The sequence below is a fragment of the Salipaludibacillus neizhouensis genome (genome assembly GCF_002886185.1).
GTDB lineage: Bacteria > Bacillota > Bacilli > Bacillales > Salisediminibacteriaceae > Salipaludibacillus > Salipaludibacillus neizhouensis.
Map to the genome: position 1 here is coordinate 2,841,738 of NZ_KZ614146.1, position 20,022 is coordinate 2,861,759.

Below are 20,022 nucleotides of genomic sequence, written 5' to 3' on the forward strand. Positions count from 1 at the left end.
GAATCATCTTTTTCAGTGCCATTATTTTTTTATGTTATTTTGAGATTTCGCCGCGCTTTGATTCTCCAAACTTCTTATCCAAAACAAGAAAATTTAGTAACAATGGATTATTAATTAAACTTTTGAATTTGAAACAAGTTATAATAGGCACCTTGTTTTTTCATAAGTTCATCATGACTTCCCATCTCTACCATTCTTCCATGATCAATTACAATAATTTTATCTGAATGTGTAATGGTGGAAAGACGATGAGCTACGATAAAAGTAGTTCGATTTTCCGCTAAACGAAACAAGGATTGTTGAATTAAGCTTTCACTTTCTAAATCTAACGAACTCGTCGCTTCATCAAAAACAAGGATTTCCGGACTTTTTAAAAATACACGTGCAATAGCTAACCTTTGTTTTTGTCCTCCTGACAATTTCACACCACGTTCTCCAATATTGGTAGCATAACCTTCTGGGAGAGCACGAATGAATTCGTCAGCATTAGCTGCTTCTGCTGCGCTGTATACTTCTTCATCTGTTGCTTCCGGTTTCCCCATTTTAATATTAAACATAACGGAATCACTAAATATGACATTATCCTGCAGAACCATTCCAACTCGATCTCGCAATGATCGCACTTGATAATCCCTGACATCTTTACCATCAATAACAATTCTACCCTCAGTTACATCATGAAAACGAGGAATTAAACTCATAATCGTACTTTTTCCGCCCCCGCTCATACCAACTATCGCAACTGTTTCTCCTCTTTCAACGCGAAAGCTGACATCCTTTAAGACAGGCTCATTCTCTATATAATGAAAGTTGACTCTGTCAAAGATGACTTCTCCCTGCGGATGAGAATATGGTACAGCATCTTCTTTGTCTTCAATATCATATTTCTCATCAATAAGTTCGAACACTCTATCCATGGAAGCAACTGCTTGCGTAAGAATTGTTGAAGAATTAACAAGCCTGCGTAAAGGACTGTATAATTGATCCATATATGCAACAAATGCAACCATTGTACCTACCGTTAAGCCGTTTTGTATAACCAATACCCCGGCAAAACCGATCACAAGAATTGGGGCTATATCCGTAATTGTATTTACTACTGCAAACGTCTTTGCGTTCCATCTCGTATGATCAACTGCTTTAGAAAAGAAGTTTTCATTGCGCGTATCAAATTCCTTTTGCTCGTAATCCTCTAAGGCAAAACTTCGTATCACATTCATCCCTTGAAGTCGTTCATGCAAATGCCCTTGTACTTCAGCAAGTGCCTGAGAACGCCGACGTGTCATATCGCGCAGTTTACTAAAGAAATACTTAATTGCAAACCCATAAAATGGTAATAATGCAATGGCAACTAAGGTAAGTGAAACATCCATCGTTAACATAATTATAATAGCAACAATAATCGTAAACAGGTCAATCCAAATATTCATCATACCTGTCATAACAAAGTTCTTTGTTTGCTCTACGTCATTAATGACTCGGGAAATAACTTCTCCGGATTTACTATTTGAGTAAAACTTAAGACTTAGTTTTTGTAAATGATGAAATAAACCATCGCGAATATCATACAATACTTTATTTCCTATCCATTGCGCTAAATATTGACGATAATATTCAACTGGAGGTCTGATGATCACAAATAAGACAAATACTATTCCCATTAACCAGTAAAGGTTACTCAATTGCTCATTACTAGACAGTCCCTCTGCTCCAATAATATCATCAATAACATATCTTATAACCAAAGGCATCATTAACGGTATCCCAAATTTCACCATACCGATAAGAACAGTTAGCACTATTTGTTTCCAATATGGTTTTACAAAACTCATGTATCTTTTCATACTATCCAAGTCAAACATCTCCTACTTTATATAAGAAAAACGCGTAGCGTCTTTTATTATAAACAGCGTGATCTTTCGCCACCCCGAGTAGCACCTACGTAACTGAGTGTAGGTGCTACTCGAAATGAAGGGTGAGTTTCCCTTGATACTTGCGGCGAAAAGAGCTGTCATCTTATACTTTCTTACCTTGTAAAGCAAAGAAGAGACGGCTCATAATACATGAGCCGCTCTCTTTTATTAGCAACTTTCATTTTATCGGTGTTGTAAAAATCGTTCGTACCAATACTCAATAAACGCTGGCTCAAATGGTCCCTTTTGTTGACTTATCCATGATACCAGTTCGTCAACAGTCTTCCAAAGTATATGCTCTACTTCCTCAGGATACTTCATTTGATTCTTATGTAAAGCAAACTCATCTTCATCCAATAGTTTATAAGTCATATCAGGAAAAACTTTGATATCTAAATCATAATCTATATATTTAAGTGCTTCATCATCATAAGTAAAAGGAGTTCCTAAATTACAGTAATAATAAATTCCGTCGTTTCTAATCATTCCAATGACGTTAAACCAATGTTTTGCTGTAAAGTAGCAAATAGCCGGCTCTCGGGTACGCCATTGACGACCATCGGATTCATGAACAATTATTCGGTCATTTCCGCCAACAATTTCTTGAGATGTTCCTTTTAAAATAATCGTTTCTTCCCAAACACGATGTAGATGTCCATTGTGTTTATAGCTTTGTACTTCTATATTACTTCCAATTTGAGGGAATTTCACATGCGTACGCTCCTTTCTTAATAACTTTTCTAGAAATTGCTCCTTAATTAGAACAGAGTGGTGCTTGAATTCACTAATGGGACGATTTCCACAGGCAACATTCAGTCTCCTCGGAGAAGAAAAACGGCTTAGCCGTCTTTTATTAAATACAGCGTCAGCTTCCACCGCCCCGAGTAGCACCTACGTAATGGGTGAAGGTGCTACTCGAAAGGAGGGTGGGTTTCCCTTGATACGTGCGGTGTGAAGGTAGCTGCCCATTTTATAAATTATTATCTCTCAAAAAACGTCCTGTGGGATCTTCAGTTACTTTTTTTCCGATGCGTTACCATCCGATCATTTGGATCTAAAAACAATTCAAATGGTGGGTTTTTCACTAAATAATTTTTCAATTTAAAATAACTGATCGTTCTTGTTTTATCTCCTTGAACAATTGGTTCTTCTCCAGTTTCCAGAAAATATTGATCACAGGCGATCTGACAATGATCAATGTGTTTCGGATAATCTGGATCTTCAAAAACTTCGAAGGTCTCCTTTGACATATAAAAGGGTTTATTTGGTTTACCGCCTAAATATGAATGTAAAAGTTCAAAATCTATTTCATGTGTATCTAATACGATACTGCGTAGGGAAATTCCATTGTCTAAATTAAGGGCAAATTCATTCACTGCAGTTCGAACTTCCTCTATTGTAGCTTCGATCTCCTTTACTACTTCTTCTTCTTCCTCTTCTTTCTTTTTATTCTCTTTGCGAGCTTTTCTAAAGAACACATTTACCACTCCTTGAAATATGAGCACTAAATTACAATGGAAACTATCTGTGTCACATCAACATATTAAGCCTCAGCATACTCTCTCCCTCTCATTATACTATTGTTTTGCTAATTTTAAAACGATGGTAATAACTGGGGGGACTGTCCCCCCAGTTATTACCATAAAAAAGCCCTTTCCTGTAATTAAGGAAAGGGCCGTGAGACATGACAACATTACATTCTTACTCTTTAAAATTTGAGAAAAGAGAGAATGTTATTATTATTGTTGCTGTTGTCCTTTAGAAGAAGCTTGCTGCTTACGCTGGTTAGATTGCTGATTTTGACGTCTAACCTCTTGCGCGTCTGTTTCACTTGCAAACTCAGTTTTTTGTCCTTGGTTTTGTGCAGATTGTTGATTTTGGCGCTTCACTTCTTGCGGATTAGTTTTAGAAGCGTTTTGGTTCTGTTGATTGTTAGCCATGTGTATCACCTCCACAAAAGTTAATATAACCAGAGGAGAAACATCTTATCCAAAAAAAATTATTACGTTAACAGTGAAATACCACCATCAACAATAATCGTCTGACCACATATCATCGTTGCTTCTTCTGAAACTAAAAATAAAGCAGCATTCGCTAAATCCTCCGGCTCTACAAGCCGTCCAGCAGGAGTGCGTTCTTTAGAATCACCTAATAATTCGTCTCGATTAGGAAAATGAGTAAGTGCTTCTGTATCCACCGCTCCTCCTGAAACAGCATTTACACGGATTTGATAAGGTGCCAATTCTACAGCTAAATATCTCGTTAATGCCTCAACAGCAGCTTTTGAAACTCCTACAGTAGTATAGTTTTTCAAGTATCTCCCCGCACCTAAAGAACTCAAGCTAACGATAGCACCACCCGTTCCTTGTTTCTTCATTCGTTGTGCCGCCATTTGCGAACAAAATAACATCGCTTTATTGTTAATATTCATTGTCCAATCCCAATGACTCTCCTCGAGCTCTAGAACCGGACGTAACACACCCGATGCAGCATTATTAATAAGGACATCTATCCGTCCAAACTCTTCATCAATTTTTTCAAACATCTCTTGTACTTTTTCTTTTTTTGCAATGTTTGCTCTCACAGTAATCGCTCTTCGTCCGAGTTTCCTTATTTCTTCTGCTGTTTCTTCCGCTTTTTCCCTGCTTCTCGCGAAATTAATGACTACATCATAGCCTTTTTCAGCTAATTTTAAAGCAATTTTTTTACCGATCCCTCGACTACTCCCTGTAACTAATGCCACTTTATCACTTTTCGTCATATTATCTTCTCCTTTTAAAAATTGTATAGAAGGCTTGTTTTTATGTAAAAACTACTATCATAATCGCAAAAATTAATGTTGATATTTTGCTTGTTCCTAATATCGTATGATACCACAAAAAGGAGAGGATCGCTTATGTACGTTGGCAGAGATATGACTGAGCTTTCAACAATGTCTAAAACAAATTGGACAGAAAAAGAACTAGCTTATTTTCACCAGCTCTTTCAACAGATCACACCTTATGCTAATGCAGAGGGTGTCGTTATTCATCGCGAAATCATCGAAGAAATTGTTAACCGAGGCGGACTGCCTAAAATGGAGGGAGATTGGACAAGTGGCACTCGAATTCAAATTGATTAATATCCACCAAACGATCATCTCAGAAAAATCGCTCCATAAATGAGAGAACCTAAAATAACCAATGCAGGATGAACCTTTCGTTTTTCCATTAAAAAGTAACTAACAATTACAATAAATCCAGTTTGCAGCCAGCCGCTGTCCAAATAGGATGTTTCTACAAATCGCACTGTCATTGCCCCTAAAAGTACAGCAATTGTTGGTCTAACTATGGTCGATAATTGCTTAACTTTAGGTGATTTTTTAAAACTTTGTAAAACACTAAGAAGAATAATCATCAGAATTAAAGAGGGTGCTATCGTTGCAAATAATCCAATAGTGGCCCCTAAAATACCTGCTTGCTCAAAACCAATGTACCCTGCCATTTTTGTAGCAATCGGACCCGGCAATGCATTACCTAATGCCAAAACCTCTCCGAACTCTTCAATACTCATCCAACCGTAGCGATGAACTATCTCATATTCAATAAGTGGGATCGTTGCGGGTCCTCCCCCGTATCCAACAATTCCAGGAATAAAAAATGCCAAGAAAATCTCCCAGTAAATCATTCTTTTTCACCAGCCTCTTTAGATAAGCTGCGTGAGAATGGATTTACTAAAACGATAATAATTAACAACCCGATAATAATTGCTGGATGAATCCCCGCTAACTCAATCAACACAATAGAAATAATAATTAAAAAAATAGCTTTAAGCCAACCGAGATCATTCTTTGATTTTTCAATAAATCCCCATGTTAAAACACCTAGCATAACAGCTACTACAGGTAACACACCTTTTGTCATTCCCTGAACCCATTCGTACTCCCGAAAGGAAGCAAGTGAGGTTAACAAAATAATCATTAGAATGACTGTTGGAATAACCGAAGCAACAATTGCATTTATCATCCCTAATATTCCGCCGACACGATACCCTATATACCCGGCAAGTTTTGTTGCGATAGGACCTGGCAATGTATTTCCGATTGCCAGGGTATCTGAGAATTCTTCTTCATCCATCCACTTATAGATATCAACTGCTTCTTTTTGAATAAGAGGAATAGATGCAGGTCCTCCTCCATATCCAAGAATTCCAACACGGAAGAATGCCATAAATATATTTGATTGATTCATTTTTTCATTCCCCTTAGTAAACGGCAATGGCGCCATCTGTACGAGATTCTGTTCCACCAGCCAATACACCAGTAAAGGGATCTCTCCAAATGATTTGACCACGTCCAAAGCTACCCGACATATGTGTTAATTGAATATCATGCCCTTTAGCTGACAGGGCTTGAGCAATGAAGTTTGGAACACTATGCTCTAATAATACTTGTTTATCTTTCATCCACTGCCATCTAGGAGCATCTAATGCAGCTTGAGGATTCAGTCCAAAATCAATCGTATTCATGACTACTTGTAAATGTCCTTGGGGTTGCATAAACCCACCCATTACACCAAACGGTCCAATTGCTTCTTTCCCTTTCGTTAAAAACCCGGGAATAATCGTATGGTAGGTCCGCTTGCCAGGTTCAAGTGCATTATCATGCTCGGGATCAAGACTAAAATTATGTCCGCGATTTTGTAGAGAAATACCTGTTCCCGGAACAACTAATCCTGAACCAAAACCCATATAGTTGCTTTGTATGAATGAAACCATATTACCGTCTCCATCAGCAGTTGATAAGTAAACAGTACCACCAGCATCCGGTTCTCCTGCCTCAGGTGTTAGCGCTTCTTCTGCAATTAAATGACGACGTTTTTCTCCGTAGGCTTCACTTAACATATTTTCTACGCTTTGACTCATACTGCCTTTTTCGGTAATGTATTTTTCCCCGTCAGCAAATGCCAGCTTTATTGCTTCAATTTGTTTATGGTATGTATTAACATCTTCGCGAGCATTAAACTCATCGTTCTTTAGCATATTTAATGCCATGAGTGCGACTATTCCTTGACCATTCGGCGGTATTTCCCAAACGTCATAACCTTTGTAATTCACGGAAATAGGATCGACCCATTCCGGTCGGAAGGCTCCTAGGTCCTCTTTTCGAATAAAGCCACCAAACTTTTTGGAAAACTCATCTATTTTATCTGCTAGCTCACCGCGATAAAAAACTTCCCCTTTTGTTTCACCTATTAGTTCCAAAGTTCGGGCATGCCCCTCTGACTTCCACAACTCTCCAGCTTTAGGTATCCTGCCATCTGGTGCAAACGTGTCAAACCAGCCTTGAAACTCCTCACCTTTCAAAACTTTCCGGAAATTTTCCACACCTTTTTCCCAATTATAAGCAAGTGTTGGACTTAACGGGAATCCATTACGGGCATAGTTTATTGCCGGTTCCAATACTTCTATTATAGGAAGTTTCCCAAGCTTTTCAGAAAGCTCGACCCAAGCTGAAGGAGCACCCGGTACCGTCACAGGTGTTAAACCAAACTTGGGAATTTCATTGATTCCTGCTTTTTTTAACTTTTCAATAGAAATACCTTGGGGGGCCGGACCACTCGCGTTCAATCCATGAAGCTTATTTTTTGTCCAAACTAACGCAAAGGCATCTCCTCCTATACCGTTAGAAGTTGGTTCAACAACAGTAAGACAAGCTGCTGTTGCAATTGCAGCGTCAATAGCATTGCCACCCTTTTTTATCATATCTAATCCCGCTTGGCTTGCTAAAGGTTGAGAAGTTGCAACCATGCCATTATGTCCGTATGTAACCGTACGCCTAGATGAATAAGGGTATTGATTCGCACTTGAATTTTTCATAGTAGATCCCCCTTGAAATAGTAATCATTATCTTAGCATATTTCCAGTTAGGCATAGTTGTACCTTGAGAGGTTTCGTTACATTATCTCTGGTTTAGGCGTTGGATATTACCTTCATTGTTTGTCATCAGAAATTAGACTTTGATTGACCACCATCAACGTTAAGTGTGGCTCCAACAACCCAACGAGCTTGTTCAGAGGCAAGAAACACAACGACATTAGCAATTTCCTCTACTGTTCCAAAACGTCCGGCAGGGATATTCTCTTCTACGAACCTTTCCATTTTTTCTGGATCCTCTTCGATTCGTTTTTGCCAATTACCGGTAGGATGTAAAATTGACCCTGGCGCTACTCCATTTACCCGTATACCGTCTTTTACTAGTTCATCAGCCAATGATTTTGTGAAACTTATCATTGCTGCTTTTGCTCCGTTATACGTTGGTTTGCCACCAGATTCACGACCAAATATCGATGAAATATTAATAATCGATCCATTTGTTTTTTCCTTCATAAACGGAATAGCCAACTTACTGAAGTGCACAGCCGAAAAGTAATTAAGTTGCATCGCATTCTCGAATAAGTCCATAGATGTCTCCGTCGTTGAAGAGCCGCTAGAACCCCCAACATTGTTTACTAAAATATCTATCCGCCCAAAAGCTTGAATGAATGCTTGAAAAACACCATCCCTTTCTGCTTCATTTGATAGATCTCCCTGAAAAATTTCTACGTCGGGTAAGTCTTTTTTGACTTGTTCTAAGCCCTCTTCCCCTCTAGCAACAATGCCTACTTTCGCACCCTCACCTAAAAAAGCTTCTGCAATTCCTTTGCCAATTCCTTTTGATCCACCTGTTACTAGTACAATTTTTCCTTCAAGCTGTAAATCCATCTTATACCTCTCCTTTCGCAATTGTTCCTTCAATTATCTTTTGATGAGAAACCGGGAATGGAAACCAATTTAATTCATCCACTGTAATAAATCTTTGACTATTTCGGGTATCAGTTTCATAAAGTTTTTCATTATGTACTTTACTCACTCTTGCTTCATAAACATCAATTTCCCAAACGATATGAGAAAAAACATGTTTTACTTTTTGAGTAACATGTACTTCTGACCCTTCAAGTTCAATACCTATTTTTTCAATGTGAGAAAATATATCCGTATGATCCCTTGTTGCTGCTTCAATATTAGGGAACTGCCAAAGTTTTGCTAAAAGTCCTGTATCCGGTCTTCTTTCAATAAGTACTCTGCCTTCCTTATCCTTTAGCACAAGGGCTTTCATATTAAGTTTTTTTGGAGCTTTTTTCTTTGCTTTAACCGGAAGGAGGTCCTGAACACCTTCTTCCTTTGCAGAGCAATGATTTTGAACTGGACAAATTAAACAAGCAGGATTACGAGGTGTACAGATCATCGCTCCAAGCTCCATCAATGCCTGATTAAAATCAGATGCTCTATCCGTGGAAATAATCTCCCGCACGATGGCTTCAAATTTTTTCCTCGTCGTTGATTTTGCAATATCATCGTAGATCGTATTAATTCGTGCCAGTACTCTCATCACATTTCCGTCCACAGCCGGAGCAGGTATGTTATACGCGATAGACAATATTGCTCCTGCTGTGTATGGACCTACGCCTTTTAACGTACTAATATCTTCTTCTGAATTCGGAACAATACCACCGTAACTCTCTTTCACTTCTTTCACTGCCTGATGAAGGTTTCGCGCACGAGAATAGTATCCTAATCCTTCCCAAGCCTTTAGTACTGTTTCTTCCTCTGCACCTGCTAACTTTTCAACACTTGGAAATAAGCTCATGAAACGTTCATAATATGGAATAACTGTATCCACTTTTGTCTGTTGTAACATTATCTCCGAAACCCAGATTTTATAAGGGTCACGTTCACGTCGCCATGGCAGATCACGTTTATTAATATCATACCATTCTAATAAATCTCCTTGAAATACCGTTTTATTTATATCAACCATTATATTCTCCTTTTCAAAACTCATTAAAATGGGTATAAATATGAAGACGGCCTTAATTTGATTAAGTCCTAACCCACATGATAAAATTGTGTACCTTATTCATTATACATTATTGCCTAGGAGGGAAGCACATGGACACAGGAACCCACGTTGTTATGGGAATTGCCATCGGTGGTTTGGCAACACTTGATCCTGTCGTTGCCGGAAATCCCGAAATGACACAAGCCGTGATGATTGGTGCCTTAATTGGATCTCAAGCTCCGGATTTTGATACCGTTCTGAAGCTTAGAAATAATGCTACTTATATTCGAAACCATAGAGGCGTCACACATTCTATCCCTGCATGGTTTATCTGGCCTACTTTAATAACTTTATTCTTATATTTACTCATGCCTAATTTAAATCTGTATCATTTATGGACCTGGACTTTTTTTGCAGTCTTTATCCACGTATTTGTTGATATTTTTAATGCTTATGGAACAAAAGCATTTTCTCCATTTTATCCTAAGTGGCTTGCACTCGGAGTAATAAATATTTTTGATCCTTTTATTTTCATTGCTCATATCGTAGCTATTACTTTATGGCGAATAGGACTAAATCCAGGTTGGACTTTTTTGACGATGTTTATCGTCATTGCCGCTTATTATTTCTGGAGAATTCACGAGCAGAGAAAAGTATATAAAACCTTGAAATCTATTCATCCCGAAGCAACGCATATTTTTACCTCGCCAACGTTTAGATGGAATTTATGGCACTGCGTTGTTCGGACAAAAGTTAAAATGTACGTAGCTGAATCTAGAAATGGAAAAATTAATTATTTCGAAACCTATCCATTCGAACCAATTCCAGAAGACATTGTAATTGATGCCGCAAAGAAAGATGCTAATTTATCAGCATTCCTATCTTTTTCGCCGGCTTACAGATGGGCTATTTCCATCGAAGAACATGGCTATTCAGTGAAGTTTATCGATCTTCGTTATCGAAGCAAAGGTTATTACCCTTTTGTGGCAATTGTTCGTTTGGATGAAAACTTACAGGTCCTCAGCTCGTACACTGGATGGATCTACAACACCGACACGTTAAAAAGAAAATTAAGACCTTTGGAAACTTAATGGAGATTGTTAGCGTTTTTAGAAGATAGTAAAATAAGAGAACTTGAATTCGCTACAGGTGAACGCTTTCCGCGGGCAACGCTTCAGCCTCCTCGGGAAACCCGCCCTGCGGGGTCTTCAGCTGTTGCTTTTCCCGCCGGAGTCGCCACCTTTCTCTTCTACAAGCTTCTTCTTCATCAAAAAAATTAAATGATTACCATTTTAAAAAAGTGATGCCCCCGACAATTGGAGGTCATCACTTTTTTGGTTAACTTTAATGTAAAAACTTCTTTCGTTCAAACAACTCTTTGTATTTTGGTTTTTCTAAAAGAACCTCGTGAAGTCTTGAGCCATGATTATCAATCCATTGAATTAATAATCCTTCTGTCACTTCTTTCCCTTTATATTCTCTTCCTGATTTAGCATACGTTGTTTCAAAGTCTTCCCATAACAGTTCCACCCACGTTCTCGCATCGGAGTGTGAAAGGTGGTCATTTTGCTCTAGAAGTCGATTAGTAAGTCGGTCAAAATAATCTTGCACATGAAAACCTCCTTTTAATTGATAAAACTAGACACTGACAGTAAAATCAATCCGGGAACACCAGATATGAAGCTTACAATTAGGCTTAAAATCATTTCAATAAATTCTCAGGATGAAACCGCTTGTATTACGTAAATAATATCAATACCCCATCAACAAAGGAGTGTTTAACAATGCGAAATAACAGCAGGCAGTTACCCAGTCGAATATCTCTTGATACCGAAAGACACGAAGCCGATGCTTTTGTCTCAAAACGGCCAGATGGATCTATTAAGGACCATCCTCAGGAGAGAATGGCAGCAGCTCCGGAAAAAGACGAACGAAACCATCGCTGAACTGAAATCTGAATGAAAACTGGAGGTTATTTTTATGGGGAAACAAAATAACGGCAGTAAACCAGCTTATCAGGATCCATTCCAGTCGCCTCGGGCAAATCCGAAGCGTTCTTTTCACCAAGTTAATGGTGAGACGAAACAGAGTCTTCACAATCAGATATTAGAAGTTCAAACGGGAAAACGGTGCTAACACTCCTTTTAGAGAGGATGACTTTAAAGTCATCTTCTTTTTTTTACAGATAAGAATGTATAAGTTGACAGCTATCTTTACGCCACGCGTGCCAAGGGAAACCCACATCCCTTAAGCGTAGCACCTACACGCAATACGTAGGTGCTACGCGGGGGTGGCTAAAAGATCACGCTGTATTTAATAAAAGACGCTACGCGTTTTTCTTTTGTCACCTTTTTTTATTTCCAAGAACAGAAATCGGTACTGCTTCTTTTGTTTTAGATTGATTTCGAAATCCCCAAGCAAAAACACCATTCATATAATCGACGTGAAAGGTTTCATTTTCTCCGTCTTTTATTTCATATACCATTCCAGGAATAAAATTAGCAGGGTCCATTAAGTATGCCTGGGCCATGATCATTTTCCGTTCATGAACAGCATATTCGTTTATCATCCCCATTTGTTCCGCTTTTTGCGCTTTTATCTTTAATTCAGCAATTTCTATTTGAAGTTCAGCCGGCTTCATGCGACTATATTTCTGCTCCATGGATTATTAATCTCCTTCAACGACTTCAGTCATATGTTATTCCCATTATAATAGAGAAGAGATATGTAATACAAAACATGCGCCCTATTGCCTGGTTAGCATTGTCATTCTTCTTCATTTAAATTTTCAAACCATTTCTCAATAAGCTCCATAGAATATCCTCTACTGTATAAATATTGCTTTGTACGTTGTTTTCTTTCCCAAAGATCCTTTTGGCTATGTTTTCTCCACGCTTTTTCGGCCTGTTTAGCTAGTTCCTCTGCTTCAGCTTCATGGTCTGTTTCGATTTCGGCATACCTAATCGCTTCGTAAGCAGTAGTTTGATCAAATCCCCGTTGTATTAAAAACTGGACTAATTTTTGCTCTTTCTTTTTCTCACCCTCTTTTTTATAAGAAGACTGCTTTTTCTCCACCATTTTGATTGCTGTATCCAATTGAAGCTCTTTAGAGTATTCTTCCATAGCCGCTTCAATAATCTTTTTATCTACACCTTTTTGCAAGAGCTCCTGTTTAATAACAAGTGGTCCTTTTTTATGTGCATCACGTTTTGTTCTGACAAACGCTTCTGCAAACCGTTGATCATCTAAAAAATCCAGTTTTTTTAACTTATCTATCATTTGAGATATTTCTTCCTCTGCAATATCTACCTCAAGATCCCGCAAATAACGCTGGATTTCCACCTCTGACCTCATTCGATAGGAGAGAAAATTTAATGTCTTTTGCATTGCTTTATCTATTTCATCTTTATTTCTTAATTCAATCACTCGGTCTTCGGTTAATTCCGTGTCTTTCCAGAGCTTTTGTTGAATAAGGATATCTTCAGAGACAGACAACGCATATTCATCTCCATTACCACGATCAATATAAACATGATACCTGTCTTTCCTTTTCTTTGCGGGGGTTATTTTCGTTATTTTAGGCATATTATCCTCACTTTCCTTATGGAAGAAGTTTCAGTTAAACAAATTAAAGGGAATGATACATACAGATCTTATAACCATGATAAAACAGGAGGCGACACAATGAAAGTAGCAATCACTGGTGGTACAGGCTTTATTGGACAAGTAGTAACAAATGAACTTATCGCAAACGGTCACCAAGTATTTATCTTAACTAGAAATAAAGCGAATAAACAGGAAAAAGAACAACTTTATTTTGTCGAGTGGCTCAAAGAGGGTTCGTTTCCTGAAAAAGAGCTAGATGGCATCGATGCGATCATTAACTTAGCAGGTGAAAACTTAAATAGCGGCCGTTGGACTCCTGATAAAAGAGAAAAAATTATGGACAGTAGAATAACAGCAACGAGAGAAACAATTAGGATTATTAATGCGATGGAAAATAAACCGGAAGTATTAATCAATGGATCTGCTGTCGGATTCTATGGTACATCATTCACAAAAACATTTACCGAATCAGACGATGATCCAGGTGAAGACTTTTTAGCAGATGTCGTTGTTCGTTGGGAACAAGAAGCTATGAAAGCACCTTCAAAAACGAGAGTTGTTTGTACACGGTTTGGTGTTGTTCTGGATACAGATGAAGGAGCTCTCCAGAAAATGCTCCTGCCTTTCAAGCTTTTTGTCGGCGGGAAACTGGGTACGGGAGAACAGTGGATGTCATGGGTGCATATTGAAGATGTAGCAAAAGCATTAAGCTATTGTATTGAAAACAAAGCTATTCATGGCCCGGTAAATATAACAGCACCAAACCCACAAAAAATGAAAGATTTCGGAAAAACGCTAGCTCATGTTCTTCATAGACCCTTCTGGGCACCTGTTCCGAGCACATTACTTCATATCGGATTAGGTGAAATGAGTGTTCTCGTATTAGATGGACAGCACGTATACCCACAAAAACTAATCGATAATAACTATTCATTTAACCATCCGGATCTTCAAGAAGCTTTCGAAGATCTATTCAAAACAGAGTCGTAAGCATCCTAATTATAATTATCTGAATACATCCCCTCCTTTTAGCTAATACTAATTAAAACAGGCCAAAAGGAGTTGGATAATTATGACAAGGAAAACCTCGAAAACGAAAGAAGACCGTCGCACACTTTCTAGTGCACAAGAAGTATCATATCAGTCATCCTTTAAAAAAGCCGATAAAGAATTTTTCAAATCAAAATCCAACCTTTAAGTAATCTTTGTTCTTTAGCTTTTACAAGTGGGAGCTTTTCCGAATTATTACTTTTTTAAAAAGGAAGTGTGCTTCATGAAAAAAAGTGACGAAGATATAAAAAAGAAAAATAACGCAAAAGAAAACCTAGATATTGAATACAGTGATGAAATGGCGGATATTGAGTATCGCGATTCTATTGCGCGAGCAAAAGCTGCTAATCAACGGTTTGATGTAGATAATATTTAAGAAAGTATACTTTCACTTTCTTCAGTTGAAGAGGTTGACATCCGCTACCAAGTTACTTTTCCACAATAAAACCCCCTATCAAATCAATTGAAAATGATAGGGGGTTTCTAAAACTACATAAGAAAAAAGGCATAGCCGTCTTTTATTAAATACAGCGTTATCTTTCGCCACCCCGAGTAGCACCTTTGTATTACATGTAGGTGCTAGTGTCGCGTAAAGGCAGCTGTCATCTATACTTCCTGTTAAAAAAGTACTCTTTTTTTTCTAATCATTTAAGCAGATCTACTTCGCTTATTCAAAGAAAAAAATTCAAGGCTCTAGTAACTTAAATGTTATTTTTCACTGCTCAGAAAAAAAATTTCCTTCTAACCCTACACAAATCATGGAAAAATAGGTATGATGGAAAGAGAATTGTAATAAAGGAGAGCAATTTTACAGTGATGGAGTTTACTAACATCTTTATTTTAATATTTTTATTCGGCTTCGGCATTTTTCTTATAAATATTTTTACTAGTGTCTGGGCTTATAAAGACTCCGTCAGGAAAGGAAATAGTAAAGAGTTTAGTCTTATTATATTAATAGGAACTTTATTTTTCCCGATTATTGGACTTATTATCTATCTTATAATTCGTAATGACTCTTAACTTCTTCTCGTAATGTATGAGATCCTTCATCAATCTTTCCACAAATGACCGAAACAAATATTATGAAAGGAACGGTGAAGTGATATGCCAGTTTTACCACCAAGTTTTATCGGAAAAAAAGTTTATGTAGATGGAGGTCAAAGGTATTTCATCTTAAAATACCAAGAGCCAAGTGGTACACGGAAATTCCACGCTCTTTTATTTGATCATGAAACACCAGTTATATTTGCGGTTTTAGATTATCAAGGTAAGTTCCTAGACTCCTTTTACTTATCCAATAAAACAACCGTTGAATCCGATGAAGCATCGGAGAAATACAAACAGATTAGCGACAGAAAAAAACAACTTAAAATGACGCAGGATGATCTTAAGGATGCCTTAAAATCGAATGAAAATGCTAAAAAGAAAAACATTAAAATTAAGAAACAACTTGTAGACGAACATCTTGAAGACATTAAAAATGGATGGTCATCAAGACTGATCGCATTGCAAATAGCAGAAGGAATTTCTGACCAATCACTCATAATGGTTACATTAGACAGCGCAATAGATAAAGCAAACGGAATGAAAGCTTTTCATCATTTATTAAATCACAGGATTGATCAACTTATTCCGAATCTAGCTAAGCATGTTAAAGATAGCCCTGAATTAATAGAAGAAGTTCCTGCTTATTACTTAAGTTATGATCAAGCAAAAATTGTTGAGCAATTCCTCAATGACTCCACTAAATACGTAGATATTGAGAATTACAAGGCCATTGAGAGTATTCTTCAACAAGCTCAAAAGATCGACCATGTTCACTATTCAACCGTACTTCGATCTGTACTTGTAAAACTATTTAAACGCGTCAAGGCCGAAACAGAAGACACGAAGAAAGATTGGTTAAACAAAACTGTTCATGACCAATCACTACGTACGATGATCGTACAACTCCTAAAAAAACAAACAAGCTAAATAGAAAAGCGCAAGTCGAGAGTGAGTCTCTCGATTTGCGCTTTTTCTTAACCCAAAGAAAAAACACCTCTATGCCATTTAAAACAGCCTAGAGGTGTTTTTTTTATCTATTCTATTTCAATCAAAAACTGTTTATGTTCATGGAGTTCATCATCTTCTAGATGCACTGTTACATGAAACTCTCCTGTTTCCTCAAAAACGTGCTCTGTTTCATAAACACCTGAATCCGTTTCTTCAGCACTGATCCATTCATGGCGTTCATCTCCATGTTTCCACACTTCGAACTGAACCTTTCCACCTGTCCATGGACCGTCCTTCCAATCAACTTCCACTGAAAGAGAAACATTTTCTGAAACTGACGCCTGCTCGCTTGTTTGCCATCTTATGTCAATATTTTCATTCATATGATGGTGGTCACTATGATCTTCTTGATCCTCTTGATTGCTATCCTCATGTTCATGTACATGATTCTCTTCTTCGTTTGTGTCCTGTTGTTCCGCTTCGTCATTCTCCACTTCTAGATCGAGATCCGGTTCGCCTATGACGATTTCTTTTACTGGCATGGCATGACTGCCACGAGCCGTTACATGTGACTGAACATGGTAAAGCTTTTCTTCCGAAAAAGTATGTGACAATTCATATAGTCCTTCTTCTCCTGGCATTTCTGCTTCAATCATTTCACTTTCTGACTTCTCTCCATCGGCCCAAACTTCGAACGTTACTTCACTTGCATCATCCACCAATTCCTCCCCTTGTGTTACCAAGACTTGGAATACTAGATCTTCATCCACATCCGCTTTATCGGGTATGGTAAGCTTTGCTTCTACTGGATCTAAGTTTATATCATCTACACTTTGCATGCCTGAGTCATTATTATCTTCCTCTTGTCCACAGGCAGCCAACGTTAGAATCAACAATGTTGAGAAAATTAGCTTAAGTATTTTATTCACTGTGTACCTCCCTTACAAAATTAAAAATATTCTCTAGATGATAGTACCACATTTAGAAAACTATTACTATCTAAGAAAAACGGCATAGCCGTCTTTTATTAAATAAAGCGTCAGCTTCCACCGCCATCTTTTAAGTATCAAGGGTGTGTTTTCCCTTGATACGTGCGGTGTGAAGGTAACTGCCAATTTTATAAGTTCTTATCTTTGAACAAGAAACACGTCACACATTTGTCACATATCCCACAATACAAAAGAAGAAAAGATTCACACTCTTTTAATAACACCAGAGTTTGAATCTTTTCTATTAGGATATTAGATTTCATCACTAAGAAGTTTCTAGTTACCTGTTCAAACAATACTGTTTCTACACTTTAAAAATGCTTATCTGTTCTCTTAAGTCTTCTGCCATATTAGCCAGATTTGAGGCAGCCCCTGTCACTTCTTCCATTGTTGCTAATTGTTCCTCTGAAGAAGATGCAATGTCTGCTGTATTATCTCTAGATGTTTTTGCTATACTAGATACCTTCTCTACAGAAGAATTAACCAGTTCCATACTTGCAGACATTTGCTCAGATACTGCTGATAATTCCTCAATCTCGCCACTCACATTCTCAATAGAAGCTAATATTTGATGAAATGAGTTGCCAGTCTCTTCTACTAAAGCCATTCCTTCATTTACTTCTATTGTTTCATTGTTCACCATTTCTACAACTTTTAAAACGTCATTTTGAATCACCTGCACCAAATGAGAAATTTGACTTGCTGATCCTCTAGATTGTTCCGCCAATTTTCTAACCTCATCAGCAACTACCGCAAAACCTTTTCCGTGTTCACCTGCTCTTGCAGCTTCAATAGCAGCATTAAGTGCTAATAGATTAGTCTGGTCTGCTATGCCAGTAATAACATCGATAATTTTTCCGATTTCATTTGAATTACCGTCTAATCCTTTAATAACATTGTTCGTCTCTTTCGTAGAATCATTAATTGAAGTCATTTGTCTTACAACATTTTGTAATAACTCGTTCCCCGCTATTGCCTGCGCGGAGGTGTCCGAAGCTGATTCTGCTACGTTCGATGACGTATCCGCTATACGATTAATCCCAATTGATAACTCTGAGATTGCGTTGGCACTTTCTTGAGTCGCTTTACCTTGTATCTCAGAACCACTTGCAACCTCCTGAATAGCAACTGTTACTTGATTAGTCGCTAAACTGGTCTGCTCTGCACTAGCCATCAATTCCTCTGCCGAAGATGCTACTTGAACAGAAGTACTGCTCACATTCATAATTAATTCCCTCAAATTTTTTGTCATTAAGTTAAAAGATTTTGCTAATTCTCCTATTTCATCTTTATTCTTAACTTTCAAATCATCAATCGTCAAGTTTCCTTGTGCGATTAATTCTGCAGACTTAGAGATTTGTTGTACAGGCTTAGAGATTATTTTACTAATGTACAAAGCTATGACTATCCCAAGAACTAATGCAAATAAACTTATGCCAATAATTAAACTTTTACTAACGTTCGCTTTACTTGAAAGAGCTGAACTGGTTTCTTGAAGATTTGTTTCTTGATAAGAACGTGCTAATTCACCAACTTCTATAATTCTGGAAGTTAATCTACTGCCCTGTTCTTCCATTAACCAAGCTATCTCAGAAGTATCATTTGCGTCTTTAAATTCAAATAAATCCGCTGCTAATTCATTATATTTATCCTCTACTACGATTAGTTCATCCATTATTTTCATAGCTTCATCAGAAGTATTTAAACTTAAAAACTCTTCTGCTTTTGCTGTAAATTCCTCTGCTGATTCATTGAACAAAGTTAAGTTACTCGAATTACTAGTTACCAAATACCCCCGAACAGCAATTTGTTCCTTGAGTGCTGCACTTTCCATTTGGTTAACAATACTCATTTGGGTAAATCTATCATCTATCGAGTCTGAATAATCATTATCGATGGTTGTAAACTCACTGTATGTAATTACAGAAACAACTGCCATCAATATCAATACTGAAAAGAATCCTAACAATAATTTTTTTCTTATAGTTATCCTCATTTTGATTTCTCTCCTTTGATTGAATTAGATACTGAATCTTTCTGTTTAAATTACATCGTGAGACCGTCTCTTAATAATGGACATAGCCGGTTAAATATAATGTTTTTATAACTCGCCCATAAGTTAACGCTTTCATTAGTTCATCTATATTAAATATATAGTATGTATTGACTACATTCAATTGATTTTTTTGTGATTTATGTTCATTTTTTATAACTTTACACCTATTAATTTCATTTAATTCAATATAATGAATTTATATAATTGTATGTCTTAGCACTTTAGCCATACAATTAATCATACATTTCTATCATTATAAGAAAAACTTAGTCTCTTTTTTTCATTTTGTTGCTTTATAATCAGAAGGGTGTTTGGAAGAATTACCGCTCCCTTTCCGTGGACGATCCGCGAGCCTCCTCGAGCAAACAAACGCTCTGCGGGGTCTCGCTTGGATCATTTTTCCACAGGAGTCTCACGGATCCTTCCAAACACCAATTTTTATAAAGGAAGTTTGGTAACGTTATTGTTTTTTGGCTTGTAAAAGCGAATAAACACCAATCATTTAGAAAGACTGTCTACATTGACTTTTTTTTGAACAAATAACTCGAAGAAGCG

Annotated in this window: 24 protein-coding genes; 9 read left to right on the top strand and 15 right to left on the bottom strand. The window is 37.4% G+C overall.

Translation table 11 applies throughout. The features are described from left to right. Nucleotides 1-110 precede the first annotated feature (110 nt). The 5 genes from CEF18_RS13550 to fabL all read right to left on the bottom strand — a co-directional run bounded on the left by CEF18_RS13550 (nt 111) and on the right by fabL (nt 4,674). Nucleotides 111-1,853: an ABC transporter ATP-binding protein gene (locus tag CEF18_RS13550; RefSeq protein ID WP_110936956.1), complete on the bottom strand. Its 1,743-nt coding sequence runs from the start codon at nt 1,851-1,853 to the stop codon at nt 111-113. A gap of 243 nt (nt 1,854-2,096) precedes the next feature. Continuing rightward, nucleotides 2,097-2,624, bottom strand: coding sequence for a nucleoside tri-diphosphate phosphatase (ntdP, locus tag CEF18_RS13555; RefSeq protein ID WP_110937700.1), 528 nt, complete (start codon nt 2,622-2,624; stop codon nt 2,097-2,099). Between the two features lie 299 nt (nt 2,625-2,923). Continuing rightward, entirely contained in the window at nt 2,924-3,391 is a 468-nt protein-coding gene (locus CEF18_RS13560; protein WP_110936957.1) for a DUF3939 domain-containing protein, read from the bottom strand. Between the two features lie 261 nt (nt 3,392-3,652). After that, complete coding sequence (locus CEF18_RS13565) at nt 3,653-3,853, bottom strand: gamma-type small acid-soluble spore protein (protein ID WP_110936958.1); 201 nt, start codon at nt 3,851-3,853, stop codon at nt 3,653-3,655. Nucleotides 3,854-3,915: 62 nt separating this feature from the next. Then, entirely contained in the window at nt 3,916-4,674 is a 759-nt protein-coding gene (fabL, locus tag CEF18_RS13570; protein ID WP_110936959.1) for an enoyl-[acyl-carrier-protein] reductase FabL, read from the bottom strand. Between the two features lie 135 nt (nt 4,675-4,809). Here fabL and CEF18_RS13575 point away from each other — a divergent pair, with 135 nt between their 5' ends. Continuing rightward, nucleotides 4,810-5,034 carry a hypothetical protein gene (locus CEF18_RS13575; protein ID WP_110936960.1) on the top strand — a complete coding sequence of 75 codons (225 nt, stop codon included), beginning with the start codon at nt 4,810-4,812 and terminating at the stop codon, nt 5,032-5,034. Nucleotides 5,035-5,048: 14 nt separating this feature from the next. Here CEF18_RS13575 and CEF18_RS13580 read toward each other — a convergent pair whose 3' ends face one another. From CEF18_RS13580 to mutY, 5 genes are all read right to left on the bottom strand, one after another. Further along, nucleotides 5,049-5,579 carry a chromate transporter gene (locus tag CEF18_RS13580; protein WP_110936961.1) on the bottom strand — a complete coding sequence of 177 codons (531 nt, stop codon included), beginning with the start codon at nt 5,577-5,579 and terminating at the stop codon, nt 5,049-5,051. After that, nucleotides 5,576-6,142 (bottom strand): chromate transporter, encoded by a 567-nt coding sequence (locus CEF18_RS13585; RefSeq protein ID WP_110936962.1) that lies wholly within the window; start codon nt 6,140-6,142, stop codon nt 5,576-5,578. The genes CEF18_RS13580 and CEF18_RS13585 overlap by 4 nt, the downstream gene beginning before the upstream one ends. 13 nt (nt 6,143-6,155) lie before the next feature. Next, a complete protein-coding gene (locus CEF18_RS13590; protein WP_110936963.1) occupies nt 6,156-7,769 on the bottom strand; it encodes a gamma-glutamyltransferase family protein in 1,614 nt (537 codons plus the stop codon). Nucleotides 7,770-7,895: 126 nt separating this feature from the next. After that, a complete protein-coding gene (locus tag CEF18_RS13595; RefSeq protein ID WP_110936964.1) occupies nt 7,896-8,654 on the bottom strand; it encodes an SDR family NAD(P)-dependent oxidoreductase in 759 nt (252 codons plus the stop codon). Between the two features lies 1 nt (nt 8,655). Beyond that, nucleotides 8,656-9,750, bottom strand: coding sequence for an A/G-specific adenine glycosylase (gene mutY, locus CEF18_RS13600; protein WP_223292302.1), 1,095 nt, complete (start codon nt 9,748-9,750; stop codon nt 8,656-8,658). A gap of 131 nt (nt 9,751-9,881) precedes the next feature. Here mutY and CEF18_RS13605 point away from each other — a divergent pair, with 131 nt between their 5' ends. Then, nucleotides 9,882-10,862: a metal-dependent hydrolase gene (locus CEF18_RS13605; protein WP_110936966.1), complete on the top strand. Its 981-nt coding sequence runs from the start codon at nt 9,882-9,884 to the stop codon at nt 10,860-10,862. A 253-nt stretch (nt 10,863-11,115) separates the two neighbouring features. Here CEF18_RS13605 and CEF18_RS13615 read toward each other — a convergent pair whose 3' ends face one another. After that, the gene (locus CEF18_RS13615; RefSeq protein WP_110936968.1) at nt 11,116-11,382 is read right to left on the bottom strand and encodes a YfhJ family protein; all 267 of its coding nucleotides are present in this window, start codon (nt 11,380-11,382) and stop codon (nt 11,116-11,118) included. A gap of 173 nt (nt 11,383-11,555) precedes the next feature. Here CEF18_RS13615 and sspK point away from each other — a divergent pair, with 173 nt between their 5' ends. After that, nucleotides 11,556-11,717 carry a small acid-soluble spore protein K gene (gene sspK, locus CEF18_RS26865; RefSeq protein WP_110936969.1) on the top strand — a complete coding sequence of 54 codons (162 nt, stop codon included), beginning with the start codon at nt 11,556-11,558 and terminating at the stop codon, nt 11,715-11,717. A gap of 34 nt (nt 11,718-11,751) precedes the next feature. Continuing rightward, complete coding sequence (locus CEF18_RS13625; protein WP_110936970.1) at nt 11,752-11,907, top strand: YpzG family protein; 156 nt, start codon at nt 11,752-11,754, stop codon at nt 11,905-11,907. 208 nt (nt 11,908-12,115) lie between these two features. Here CEF18_RS13625 and CEF18_RS13630 read toward each other — a convergent pair whose 3' ends face one another. Both CEF18_RS13630 and recX read right to left on the bottom strand, forming a co-directional pair. Then, on the bottom strand, nt 12,116-12,433 hold the full coding sequence (locus CEF18_RS13630; protein ID WP_110936971.1) for a YfhH family protein: 318 nt from the start codon (nt 12,431-12,433) through the stop codon (nt 12,116-12,118). A gap of 104 nt (nt 12,434-12,537) precedes the next feature. Further along, nucleotides 12,538-13,356, bottom strand: a complete 819-nt coding sequence (gene recX, locus CEF18_RS13635) for a recombination regulator RecX (RefSeq protein ID WP_110936972.1) — start codon at nt 13,354-13,356, stop codon at nt 12,538-12,540. Between the two features lie 99 nt (nt 13,357-13,455). Between recX and CEF18_RS13640 the strand changes: the two genes are divergently transcribed. The 5 genes from CEF18_RS13640 to CEF18_RS13660 all read left to right on the top strand — a co-directional run bounded on the left by CEF18_RS13640 (nt 13,456) and on the right by CEF18_RS13660 (nt 16,401). After that, a complete protein-coding gene (locus tag CEF18_RS13640) occupies nt 13,456-14,367 on the top strand; it encodes a TIGR01777 family oxidoreductase (protein WP_110936973.1) in 912 nt (303 codons plus the stop codon). Between the two features lie 82 nt (nt 14,368-14,449). Beyond that, on the top strand, nt 14,450-14,575 hold the full coding sequence (locus tag CEF18_RS13645; RefSeq protein WP_110936974.1) for a YfhE family protein: 126 nt from the start codon (nt 14,450-14,452) through the stop codon (nt 14,573-14,575). A 75-nt stretch (nt 14,576-14,650) separates the two neighbouring features. Beyond that, nucleotides 14,651-14,803 carry a YfhD family protein gene (locus CEF18_RS13650; RefSeq protein ID WP_110936975.1) on the top strand — a complete coding sequence of 51 codons (153 nt, stop codon included), beginning with the start codon at nt 14,651-14,653 and terminating at the stop codon, nt 14,801-14,803. Nucleotides 14,804-15,243: 440 nt separating this feature from the next. Beyond that, complete coding sequence (locus tag CEF18_RS26490; RefSeq protein WP_110937701.1) at nt 15,244-15,447, top strand: hypothetical protein; 204 nt, start codon at nt 15,244-15,246, stop codon at nt 15,445-15,447. A gap of 84 nt (nt 15,448-15,531) precedes the next feature. After that, a complete protein-coding gene (locus tag CEF18_RS13660; RefSeq protein ID WP_110936976.1) occupies nt 15,532-16,401 on the top strand; it encodes a hypothetical protein in 870 nt (289 codons plus the stop codon). A 107-nt stretch (nt 16,402-16,508) separates the two neighbouring features. On the opposite strand, the gene CEF18_RS13665 is transcribed toward CEF18_RS13660, so the two are convergent. Together CEF18_RS13665 and CEF18_RS13670 are read right to left on the bottom strand one after the other, a co-directional pair. Continuing rightward, nucleotides 16,509-17,351, bottom strand: a complete 843-nt coding sequence (locus CEF18_RS13665; protein WP_110936977.1) for a FixH family protein — start codon at nt 17,349-17,351, stop codon at nt 16,509-16,511. Between the two features lie 364 nt (nt 17,352-17,715). Next, a complete protein-coding gene (locus CEF18_RS13670; RefSeq protein WP_110936978.1) occupies nt 17,716-19,407 on the bottom strand; it encodes a methyl-accepting chemotaxis protein in 1,692 nt (563 codons plus the stop codon). Between the last annotated feature and the right edge of the window lie 615 nt (nt 19,408-20,022).

Excerpts from the sequence above, each read along its gene's own strand:
- CEF18_RS13565 (WP_110936958.1), bottom strand. The coding sequence starts at position 3,853 with ATGGCTAACAATCAACAGAACCAAAACGCTTCTAAAACTAATCCGCAA.
- fabL (WP_110936959.1), bottom strand. The coding sequence starts at position 4,674 with ATGACGAAAAGTGATAAAGTGGCATTAGTTACAGGGAGTAGTCGAGGG.
- CEF18_RS13575 (WP_110936960.1), top strand. The coding sequence starts at position 4,810 with ATGTACGTTGGCAGAGATATGACTGAGCTTTCAACAATGTCTAAAACA.
- CEF18_RS13580 (WP_110936961.1), bottom strand. The coding sequence starts at position 5,579 with ATGATTTACTGGGAGATTTTCTTGGCATTTTTTATTCCTGGAATTGTT.
- CEF18_RS13585 (WP_110936962.1), bottom strand. The coding sequence starts at position 6,142 with ATGAATCAATCAAATATATTTATGGCATTCTTCCGTGTTGGAATTCTT.
- CEF18_RS13590 (WP_110936963.1), bottom strand. The coding sequence starts at position 7,769 with ATGAAAAATTCAAGTGCGAATCAATACCCTTATTCATCTAGGCGTACG.
- CEF18_RS13595 (WP_110936964.1), bottom strand. The coding sequence starts at position 8,654 with ATGGATTTACAGCTTGAAGGAAAAATTGTACTAGTAACAGGTGGATCA.
- mutY (WP_223292302.1), bottom strand. The coding sequence starts at position 9,750 with ATGGTTGATATAAATAAAACGGTATTTCAAGGAGATTTATTAGAATGG.
- CEF18_RS13605 (WP_110936966.1), top strand. The coding sequence starts at position 9,882 with ATGGACACAGGAACCCACGTTGTTATGGGAATTGCCATCGGTGGTTTG.
- sspK (WP_110936969.1), top strand. The coding sequence starts at position 11,556 with ATGCGAAATAACAGCAGGCAGTTACCCAGTCGAATATCTCTTGATACC.
- CEF18_RS13625 (WP_110936970.1), top strand. The coding sequence starts at position 11,752 with ATGGGGAAACAAAATAACGGCAGTAAACCAGCTTATCAGGATCCATTC.
- CEF18_RS13630 (WP_110936971.1), bottom strand. The coding sequence starts at position 12,433 with ATGGAGCAGAAATATAGTCGCATGAAGCCGGCTGAACTTCAAATAGAA.
- recX (WP_110936972.1), bottom strand. The coding sequence starts at position 13,356 with ATGCCTAAAATAACGAAAATAACCCCCGCAAAGAAAAGGAAAGACAGG.
- CEF18_RS13640 (WP_110936973.1), top strand. The coding sequence starts at position 13,456 with ATGAAAGTAGCAATCACTGGTGGTACAGGCTTTATTGGACAAGTAGTA.
- CEF18_RS13645 (WP_110936974.1), top strand. The coding sequence starts at position 14,450 with ATGACAAGGAAAACCTCGAAAACGAAAGAAGACCGTCGCACACTTTCT.
- CEF18_RS13650 (WP_110936975.1), top strand. The coding sequence starts at position 14,651 with ATGAAAAAAAGTGACGAAGATATAAAAAAGAAAAATAACGCAAAAGAA.
- CEF18_RS26490 (WP_110937701.1), top strand. The coding sequence starts at position 15,244 with ATGGAGTTTACTAACATCTTTATTTTAATATTTTTATTCGGCTTCGGC.
- CEF18_RS13660 (WP_110936976.1), top strand. The coding sequence starts at position 15,532 with ATGCCAGTTTTACCACCAAGTTTTATCGGAAAAAAAGTTTATGTAGAT.
- CEF18_RS13670 (WP_110936978.1), bottom strand. The coding sequence starts at position 19,407 with ATGAGGATAACTATAAGAAAAAAATTATTGTTAGGATTCTTTTCAGTA.